Source organism: Pseudoalteromonas sp. BSi20480, assembly GCF_000241365.1.
Taxonomy (GTDB): domain Bacteria; phylum Pseudomonadota; class Gammaproteobacteria; order Enterobacterales; family Alteromonadaceae; genus Pseudoalteromonas; species Pseudoalteromonas marina.
In genome coordinates this window covers 1-1,599 of record NZ_BADX01000093.1, presented here as the reverse complement: position 1 = coordinate 1,599, position 1,599 = coordinate 1, and the positions used below count along the sequence as shown (strand labels likewise).

Genomic DNA, 1,599 nt, shown 5'->3' with positions numbered 1-1,599 from the left:
AGTCTCTTAACCTCTTTGTGAAAAATGGGTTTTTAGGGTTTTAATGCACAAAGAGAAGCGAATGAGGAGTAAATGAGTAGTCAAAGCGCGAAGTAAAATTGCATCTACAAATATTTAAATTACGGTTGCCTATAATTTAAAAAGCGGTGGTGCTTGCAAAATAATGAGGCAATTAATGCCATTAATCGCCTCATTGAATGAGGCAATTAAATCATATAGACTGAAGTTAACTAACTTAAGGGCTAATGACTATGTGGATATGGCAACAACAAAACTGGCCAAACTTTACGTGGGATTATGCGTCGCTTGCTCCCTTACTAAGTGAACTTTCATATAACCATGGCTTATTAGTGGGCCGTATGGGCGTGCAAAGTGCCCATCAAAAGCAGCAAGCTCTTGATACTTTATTAGCAAATATTATTCACTCTAGTGCGATTGAGGGCGAAAAGCTTAATGCATTTTCGGTTCGCTCTTCGCTCGCTAAAAAGCTCAATATTAACGAGAAGCCTTATCCCACAACTGTGCAAAGCGACAATCTTGCAGAAATTATGCTTGATGCAATAACTAACACAGATTCAGCGCTTGGTTTAGAAAGGGTGCTTAACTGGCATCGTTTATTATTTGCAGATGAGCAAAGCTTGTTTACTAATATTGAGGGCGGGCAGTTGCGTGGCGGTGAGCCAATGCAGGTGGTATCAGGGCGTTTAGATAAACCGGTATTACATTTTACAGCACCACCTAAAAAGTTAGTAAACAAAGAGCTGTCGCTATTTTTTGATTGGTTTAACAACACGCAAAACGATCCACAAATAGACCCTTTTATTCGTGCTGCTATCGCACACTTGTGGTTTGTAACAATACATCCGCTTGAAGATGGTAACGGGCGCATAACACGACTTATAACCGACCTGGCTTTAGCACAAAAGTATGCAGAGTCTATTCGGTTTTATGCTATGTCGGTGGCTATTTTAGACGATCGAAAAAGCTACTACGAGGTGCTAGAAGCCACGCAGCGTGGCGGGCTTTGTATAACACAGTGGATTAAATGGTTTTTAAATACGCTTAATAATGCGATACACCATACGCTTAAAAATATTGAGCAAACAGTTTTTAAAACTAATTACTGGGCAAGTAAAGAGCAAACAAAACTAAGTGAGCAACAAGTAAAAGTAATTAATAAATTACTCGATGGCCAATTTGAGCACGGAATTAGTGCCAGTCAGTATCAAAAGGTAGCTAAAGTCAGTCGTGCGACTGCCACACGGCATTTAGCCGATTTACAAACATTAGGTTTCATAACAAAAACAGCTGCCGGTGGGCGCAGTACACGTTACACAGTTGCTCAATGAGGCAATTAAATGGCTATTTGACTCATTAATTGAGGCAAATAGGTGTGTTTAAGTTAAACGAGTAGTGCTGAATGCTTTAATTAAAGCGAAAGGTAAACTTTCGTCCATAAATTAAAAGCTTTGCTTTTAGGGCTTTAATGCACAAAGAGAAGCGAATGAGGAGTAAATGAGAAGCCAAGCCATTTGATTTATTGGTTTTTTAATCACGAGTCACTTAATCACTTCTCTAAAAGCGCAGCGTCTCTTACCC

Annotated in this window: 1 protein-coding gene; it reads left to right on the top strand. The window is 39.5% G+C overall.

Annotated features, from left to right (window positions below; all coding sequences use genetic code 11):
* Positions 1-251: 251 nt before the first annotated feature.
* Positions 252-1,349 (top strand): Fic family protein, encoded by a 1,098-nt coding sequence (locus tag P20480_RS08195; RefSeq protein ID WP_008130077.1) that lies wholly within the window; start codon positions 252-254, stop codon positions 1,347-1,349.
* Positions 1,350-1,599 lie beyond the last annotated feature (250 nt).

Coding starts and splice junctions, on each gene's coding strand:
- P20480_RS08195 (WP_008130077.1), top strand. CDS start 252: ATGTGGATATGGCAACAACAAAACTGGCCAAACTTTACGTGGGATTAT.